General features: G+C 71.3%; 7 protein-coding genes. All 7 read left to right on the top strand.

Annotated features, from left to right (window positions below; all coding sequences use genetic code 11):
• Nucleotides 1-13 precede the first annotated feature (13 nt).
• The gene (locus tag KHO18_RS27705) at nucleotides 14-871 is read left to right on the top strand and encodes a type II secretion system F family protein (protein ID WP_244845150.1); all 858 of its coding nucleotides are present in this window, start codon (nucleotides 14-16) and stop codon (nucleotides 869-871) included.
• Nucleotides 872-1,696 (top strand): tetratricopeptide repeat protein, encoded by an 825-nt coding sequence (locus KHO18_RS27700; RefSeq protein ID WP_244845149.1) that lies wholly within the window; start codon nucleotides 872-874, stop codon nucleotides 1,694-1,696.
• Entirely contained in the window at nucleotides 1,693-2,067 is a 375-nt protein-coding gene (locus KHO18_RS27695) for a DUF3613 domain-containing protein (protein ID WP_144199803.1), read from the top strand. Before KHO18_RS27700 ends, KHO18_RS27695 begins: the two co-directional genes overlap by 4 nt.
• 10 nt (nucleotides 2,068-2,077) lie before the next feature.
• Nucleotides 2,078-3,790, top strand: coding sequence for a TadG family pilus assembly protein (locus tag KHO18_RS27690; RefSeq protein ID WP_244845148.1), 1,713 nt, complete (start codon nucleotides 2,078-2,080; stop codon nucleotides 3,788-3,790).
• A 25-nt stretch (nucleotides 3,791-3,815) separates the two neighbouring features.
• On the top strand, nucleotides 3,816-5,180 hold the full coding sequence (locus tag KHO18_RS27685; RefSeq protein WP_144199805.1) for a sigma 54-interacting transcriptional regulator: 1,365 nt from the start codon (nucleotides 3,816-3,818) through the stop codon (nucleotides 5,178-5,180).
• A gap of 141 nt (nucleotides 5,181-5,321) precedes the next feature.
• Nucleotides 5,322-6,467 carry an exonuclease SbcCD subunit D gene (locus tag KHO18_RS27680; RefSeq protein WP_144199807.1) on the top strand — a complete coding sequence of 382 codons (1,146 nt, stop codon included), beginning with the start codon at nucleotides 5,322-5,324 and terminating at the stop codon, nucleotides 6,465-6,467.
• A partial coding sequence (locus KHO18_RS27675; protein WP_211944266.1) for an AAA family ATPase occupies nucleotides 6,464-7,441 on the top strand: 978 nt, incomplete at its 3' end. The genes KHO18_RS27680 and KHO18_RS27675, both read left to right, overlap by 4 nt.

Genomic DNA, 7,441 nt, shown 5'->3' with positions numbered 1-7,441 from the left:
GGACCGTCAGGCGGTGCGCGCGGCGGCCACGCCGGCGTCCCCATCGGCGTCCCCATCGGCGTCCCCCCCGGCCGCCGCCGCCAACCCCACCGCCAACCCCGGTTCCACCACCCTGGGCGGGCGCCTCAGCGAGACCTGGCTCACTTCGAAACTGGGCCGCGCCGTGGTCACCGCCGAGGAGCAACGGCTGCTGGAGCAGTGCGGCTACTACGGCGTGCGCCCGCGCGCGGTGTTCGGCGGGCTGCGCGTGGCGGTGCCGGTTGCGCTGGCGCTGGCGGCCTTCGTCTGGCGGCTGCCGGTGTCGCTGGCCGGCGCCATCGGCTGGAGCTTCGCCACCTTCGCGGTGGCCTTCCTGCTGCCCAAGCTGGCCCTGCGCCGCCGCGCCAGACAGCGGCTGGCGCGGGTGGCCGACGAACTGCCGGTGCTGATCGACATGCTGCGGCTCCTGCAGGGCGTGGGGCTGTCCATCGACCAGAGCCTGCAGATCATCGTAGTCGAGTTCGGCAGCATGCTGCACGTGCTGGGCCCCGAGCTGCAGCGCGCGAACCAGCAGTTCGCCTCGGGCCGCTCGCGCGAGCAGACGCTGCAGCGCATCGGCAAGCTGTTCGACGATGAAGACCTCAAGGGCCTGATTACGCTGCTGACGCAGGTAGACCGCCACGGCGGCGCGGTGCAGGAGCCGCTGCGCCAGTTCGGCGAGCGGCTGCAGACCGCGCGCAAGGCGCGCATGAAGGACAAGATTGGCCGGCTCACGGTGAAGATGACCGGGGTGATGGTGGTCAGCCTGCTGCCGGTGCTGCTGATCCTCACCGCCGGCCCGGGCTTCCTGGGCGTGATTCGCATGCTGGCGCGCATGAACGGAGGGCACTGAATGACGAAACCGATGAGCGCCATGATGGCGGCTGTGATGGTGACACTGCTCCTGGCGGGCTGCGCGAGCCCGGGCCAGCAGAGCGCCGACGCGCTGGCGCAGCAGGCCGAGGCGCAGATCGCGCTGTCCAAGCTGCGCGACAAGGAGGCCCGCGCCGAGTACAACGACCAGGCCGTCTACCTCGGCCTGATCGCGCGGATGCAGCAGGAGGGGCTGTACTTCGCCTCGCTGGCTCATATCGACGCCTTCCAGCAGCGCTTTGGCACCCAGCCGGGCCTGCAGCTGATGCGCGCCGCCGCGCTGCGCGAGACCGGCCAGGACGACGCGGCGCTGACCGCCTACCGCGCGCTGCTGGGCACCGACCGCGCTGCCGCCGCGCATCACGGCATCGGGCTGGTGCTGGGCCGGCAGGGCGATTTCATCCGCGCCGCCGCTTCGCTGCGGCAGGCCGCCACGCTCGATCCGGTGAACCCGCAGGTGGCCAACGACCTCGGCTACGCGCTGATGCGCGGCGGCGCCTTGCAGGACGCGCGCATTCCGGTGATGCAGGCGTTGCAGCTGGACGGCAGCAATCCGCGCATCGTCAGCAACGCGGCGGTGTGGCTGTGGGCGAGCGGCAAGCGCGCCGAGGCCAACGCGATGATGCAGCGCGCCGCCATGCCCGAGACCACGCGGGCCGCCGTCCGCAAGGAGGGCGAGCGCGTGGCGCGTGCGGCGCTGGCCCACGGGCGCCCAACCGCCACCAAGCCGCTGGCGCTGCTGGCCCCGGCCAACGCCAACGCCAACGCCATCGCGATCGCCATCGCTTCAGGAGACGCACGATGACCATCCGCCGACTTTCTCGCCGATTTTTTCGCCGATCTTTCCGTCACCTGGCGCTGCTGGCGCCGCTGGCGCTGCTGGCGCCGCTGGCGCTGCTGTCCGCCGCCCCTGCGTCGGCCCAGACGGCCGAGCCCCAGCCGGCTCCCGCCCAGCTCCCGGTCGGCCAGCAGACGCGCACGCTGCTGGAGATCCAGCGCAACGGCTCACAGGCCGGCGCGGCCATCCCGCTGGGCGGCGAGCAGGCCGCCATCGGCTATGAGCGGTATATGCGCAGCTTCCGCTACGAGCTGCCGGAGTTCTTCACCAGCCAGGCCACCGGCAGCCCGCTGCGTGGTGGCGGCAGCAATATGCCCCCCGCGCCCAACGGGCAGTAAGGCCACAACCATGCGTCCGCTCCGAGCCCATCGCCACGCGCGCGGCGCCGTCAGCCTGATGGCGGCGCTGCTCATCGCCACGGTCGGCATTGCCGCGCTGGTGTCGATCGACGTCGGCCATGTGTTCTACAGCCAGCGCCAGTTGCAGAAGACGGTGGATCTGGTCGCGCTCTCCGGCGCGCAGCAGCTCAAGCGTGCCGCCGACCTGCCCGCCACCACGGCCAGCGTGCTCGGCAGCGTGACGGCGGCGGCGGCGCAGAACGGCTATGCGTCGGGCGTGAGCGCGGAATGTGCCGACGTAGCCGGCGGCGCCGCCGATGGCCTGCGCGCCTGCCTGGGCCTGTGGGACCCGGCCAACCCGGCCAACGGGGACAGCGTGCGCCACTTCAACCCCGCTTATCCGGCCGCCACGGTCTCGCCCAACGCGGTGCGCGTGCAGGCCACCTACACGGTGCCGCTGCTGTTCGTCATCCCCGGCACGGCGTCCCGGCAGCTGCGCGCGGAGGCCATCGCGGCCGGCAGCCCGCCCGTGGCGTCGTTCACGCTCGGCAGCGGCCTGCTCGATGTGTCCACGGCCAGCGGCATGCTGGGCCTGCTGCTCGGCAACACGGTGACCCTGTCCGTGCTCGACTGGAGCGGGCTGGTCGGCGCCAACGTCACGCTTGAGCAATTGCGCCTGCAAGCCGGCGTGGGCACCATCGACCAGCTGCTCAATGCCACGCTCTCCATCCAGGACTTCTATGCGCTGGTGCTGGGCGCGGCGGGCAAGAGCGCGCTGCTGAACGCGGCGCTGGGCAGCCCGGTGACGCAGCTGGGGGTGAGCGGCATCGGCACCACGGTCTCGCTGGCGAAGATGCTCGACCTGGGCGTGCTCACGCCGGCGGCCTCGTCGGCGGCGGAGGTGGCCGTGAACGTGGCGTCGCTGCTGACCACGGCGGCCTACGTGGCGCGCGGCACCAGTGCCATCGACCTCGACAAGATCGCGGTCAACGTCGGCCTCGGCTCGGTGGGCGGCAAGCTCTATATCGTGCAGCCGCCGCAGGTGGCGCTGGGGCCGGCGCGGCAGTTGCCCGGCGGCACGTGGCAGACCACGGCCACCACCGCGCAACTGGGGCTCTGGCTGGCGGTCAAGGCCAATCTGCCGGTGCTGGGGCTGGCCAGCGCGGATGTCAACCTGCCGGTCTGGCTGCGCGTGGGGCAGGCCCGGGGCGACCTGACCAACGTCCAGTGCGCGGCTAACCCGGCGCAGCGGCGCGCCACCGTCAACGTCACCACGGACGTGTTGACCACCTGCGTGGCCGATGGGACGAAGCCGCAGTGCGCGCCGGCGGCGACGCCGGTGGAGCTGGCTGTAGTGAAGGTGCTTGCCGGGGTGTTGTCGACCAAGGTCGTCGCTAATCCCAAGCCGGACGTCACGCCGATGAACCCGCTCAACGACGTGGTACTGGCGCCGGGCGGCAGTGCCTCCACGTCATCGACCAAGCCGTTGTCCCGCGCGATCACGGACATGGTCCGCAACCTCAACCCGGATGTGACGGTGGGCCTTGGCGTGCTGGGCATCCCGCTGAACGTCGGGGCCTTGCTGGACGCCCTGCTAACCCCCATCGCGGGCCTGCTGGACGCCCTGCTCATTCCGCTGACGTCCACGCTCGGCATCCGGCTCGGCAATGCCGACCTGTGGCTGAACGGGGTCGATTGCAATAACGCCGAACTGGTCTACTGAAGGTCTACTGAAGAACCGAACCATCATGAAAGCCGACCGCTGGGCCTACGAGACCCTGGAAGTCTATGTCTGGGAAGGCAAGTACGAGATTGCAGACCGCGTGGCGCGCTTCCTCACGCCGCTGGGCGTGGAGGTGATCCGCGCCGGCGCGCTGGACGCGCTGCCCGCCGAGCCGCGCGTGAAGCCATGCATCGCCGTGATCAGCGCCTCGGCCATCGGCGCGGCCAAGTTCACGCTCGACTGGGAGGCCGCGCACGGCATGCCGGTGATCTGGGTGGGCGCGCCGGACCGGGAAGTCGACCCCGGCCGCTTTCCGCCCGAGTACGCGCACATCCTGCCGCACGACTTCACCGGCGCCGACCTGCGCACGCAGATCGGCAAGCTGATGCCGCAACTGCTGGCCGCCGCTGCCACCGGCCCGGACGTGGCCGACCTCGTCGCCGGGTCGCCGGCCATGTTGCAACTGATGTCGCAGGTGGATACCTACGCGGACTTCGGCAGCAACGTGATGCTGTACGGCGAGACCGGCGCCGGCAAGGAGCGCATCGCGCGGCTGTTCCACGAGCGCAACACTACTTACGGCAAGGGGCCGTTCGTCGCCGTGAACTGCGGGGCGATTCCGGACGGCCTGTTCGAGTCCCAGTTCTTCGGCCACGCCAAGGGCGCGTTCACGGGCGCCATGTTCGCCCACCGGGGCTACTTCGAGCAGGCTACCGGCGGCACGCTGTTCCTCGATGAAATCGGCGACCTGCCGCTGTTCCAGCAGGTCAAGCTGCTGCGCGTGCTGGAGGAAAACGCGCTGACGCGGCTGGGGTCGACCATGCCGGTGAAGCTGGACTTCCGGCTCGTGGCCGCCACCAACAAGGACCTGCGCGAGGCGGTGAGCCAGGGCCGCTTCCGCGCCGACCTCTATTTCCGGCTGGCCGTGATCGAGCTGCGCATCCCCAGCCTGGAGGACCGGGGCGCGGCGGACAAGGTCGGCCTGCTGGTCTCCTTCCTGCGCCATATGCTCGGCCCGGCCGGCTTCGACGCCCTGCCGCCCCTGCCGGACTGGCTGCGCGGCGCGGTGGGCACGGCGTTCTTCATCGGCAATGTGCGGGAACTGCGCAACCTGGCCGAGCGGATTGGCATCACCGTGCAGCAGTGCGGCCATTGGGACGAGGCGCGCATCCGTCCGCTGTTCCGCGCGCTGCGCCCGGGTGCCTTTGACGGCACCGAGCGCGCCGACCCGCGCGGCGACGCCGAGGAGCGCCGCCGCATCATCGCGGCGCTGGACGCCAACGGCTGGCGCCGGCAGGACACCGCCGCCTGCCTCGGCATCAGCCGCAAGGTGCTGTGGGAGAAGATGCGCAAGTTCCAGATCGCCGACAGCGAAGCGGAGCCCGCTTGACGCGGACCCACTTGACGCGGACCCACAAGGGCGGACCCACAACGGAAGACTGGGGGATGCGGGGCGGGGGGCCGCAACGTTATGATGCGGGACCGCGCGGCCCGGCCGTGCTTCTCGCGCCACGGCGCCGAAGGACTCAGATTGCGTTTTCTCCACACCGCCGACTGGCATCTTGGTCGGCTGTTCCACGCCCGCAGCCTGCTCGAAGACCAGGCCCATGTGCTCGACCAGTTCGTCGCGCTGGTCCGTGACGTACGGCCAGACGCCGTGCTGATCGCGGGCGATGTCTACGACCGCGCCGTGCCGCCGCCCGAAGCCGTGGCGCTGCTGGACGACGTGCTGGCACGCATCGTCGTGGACGCGGGCGTGCCCGTGGTGATGATCGCCGGCAACCATGACAGCGCGCACCGGCTGGGCTTCGGCGCCCGCCTGATGGCGGCGCAGGGGCTGCACGTGGCGGGGCGCACCGGCCCGCAGGCCAGCTGCGTCACGCTGCACGACGCCCATGGCGAAGTGCGCATCTATGCGCTGCCCTATGCGGAGCCGGCCGCCGTGCGCGACGCGCTCGGGCTGGACCTGCCCAGCCACGAAGCGGCGCTTCAGGCACAGCTGGCCGCCATCCGCGCCACCCATCCGCCCGGCGTGCGCGCCGTGGCGGTGGCCCACGCCTTCGTGGTGGGCGGGGCGGTGAGCGAGTCGGAGCGGCCGCTGTCCGTCGGCGGCAGCGGGGCGGTGGCGGCGGAGGTCTTCGCCGGCTTCGATTTCGTCGCGCTGGGCCACCTGCACCGGCCCCAGACCATCGGCGAGCGGGTGCACTACTCGGGCTCGCTGCTCAAGTACTCGCTGTCGGAAGCCGAGCACATGAAGTCGGTCTCGCTGGTGGAGATCGACGGCGCCGGGCAGGTGACGATCGAGCCGATCGCCCTCCAGCCGCTGCGCAACCTGCGCGTGCTGCAGGGCGAGCTGGCCACGCTGCTGGCGCAGGGCATGGATGACGCGCGCCGTGACGACTATATCTATGCAGTGCTGTCCGATACCGGCGCGCTGCTGGACCCGATGGCGCGGCTGCGCCAGGTCTACCCCAACGCGCTGGCGATGGAGCGCACGGTGCTGGCCCGCAGCGGGCAGGCCAGCGCGGCGGGGCGCCAGTTGCGGGAACTCGATACGGGCACGCTGTTCGCCAACTTCTTCCGCGAGGTAGCGGACGCGGATCTCGACGGCGATCAGCGCCGGACGCTGGACGACCTGCTGGCCGACATGGCCGCGGCGGAAAGGGAATCGGCATGAAACCGTTGCACCTGACGCTCCAGGCGTTCGGCCCGTTCGCGGCCACGGAGACCATCGACTTCACAAAGCTGGGCGATCAGGCGTTCTTCCTGATCCACGGCCCCACGGGCGCGGGCAAGACCACGCTGCTCGATGCAATCTGCTTCGCGCTGTACGGCGACACCTCCGGCGGCGAGCGCAACCCCCAGGACATGCGCAGCGCCAACGCCGATCCGGCCCTGCGCACGGAAGTCACGCTGGAATTCTGCCTGGGCGCCACGCGCTACCGCGTGACGCGCTCGCCTACGCAGGACCGGCCGAGCCAGCGTGCCGCCGGCGGCTTCGTCAAGGAGGCCGCCAAGGCGCAGCTGGACGTGATGATGGACGATGGCTGGCGGAGCAAGGCGACCCAGCCGAACCGCGTGGGCGATGCCGTGCGCGACCTGCTCGGATTCGACAGCGCGCAGTTCCGGCAGGTGATCGTGCTGCCGCAGGGGCGCTTCCGCGAACTGCTGACGGCGGATTCGCGCGCGCGGCAGGCCATTCTGGAGCGGCTGTTCCGCACCGAGCTGTATCGGCGCGTGGAGGAGCACCTCAAGGATCAGGCGGCGGGTATCCGGCGCGAGGCCGACGAGATCGGGCTGCGCCGCCGCACGCTGCTGGAGCAGTACACGCTGCCGTCGACGGAAGCCCTCGCGGCGCGCATCGCCGCACAGCAGGAGGCGCTGCTCGACCTGCAACAGCGTGAAGCGCTGGCCCGCGCCGCGAGCGAGGCGGCGCAGGCGTCACTGCGCAAGGGCGAGATGGAGCAGGCGAACCTGAAGGCGTGGCACGAGGCCGAGGCGACCTTCGCGCAGCTCAACGCTCGCGTGCCGGCGAAGGATGCGGAACGGGACAGGCTGCGCGCGGCCCAGCGCGCCGCGCACGTGACGCCAGTGGCGCGCAACGCCGAGGCGGCGCGCCGCGAGCAGGGCACCTCCCGCGAGGCGCTGGCC

Origin of the sequence: Cupriavidus campinensis (assembly GCF_905397395.1) — a bacterium.
Lineage (GTDB): Bacteria > Pseudomonadota > Gammaproteobacteria > Burkholderiales > Burkholderiaceae > Cupriavidus > Cupriavidus campinensis.
This window is presented reverse-complemented; position numbering and strand designations above follow the sequence as displayed.

What these genes read in the sequence shown, in the direction of transcription:
- KHO18_RS27700 (WP_244845149.1), top strand. Translation starts at nt 872, where the DNA reads ATGACGAAACCGATGAGCGCCATGATGGCGGCTGTGATGGTGACACTG.
- KHO18_RS27695 (WP_144199803.1), top strand. Translation starts at nt 1,693, where the DNA reads ATGACCATCCGCCGACTTTCTCGCCGATTTTTTCGCCGATCTTTCCGT.
- KHO18_RS27690 (WP_244845148.1), top strand. Translation starts at nt 2,078, where the DNA reads ATGCGTCCGCTCCGAGCCCATCGCCACGCGCGCGGCGCCGTCAGCCTG.
- KHO18_RS27685 (WP_144199805.1), top strand. Translation starts at nt 3,816, where the DNA reads ATGAAAGCCGACCGCTGGGCCTACGAGACCCTGGAAGTCTATGTCTGG.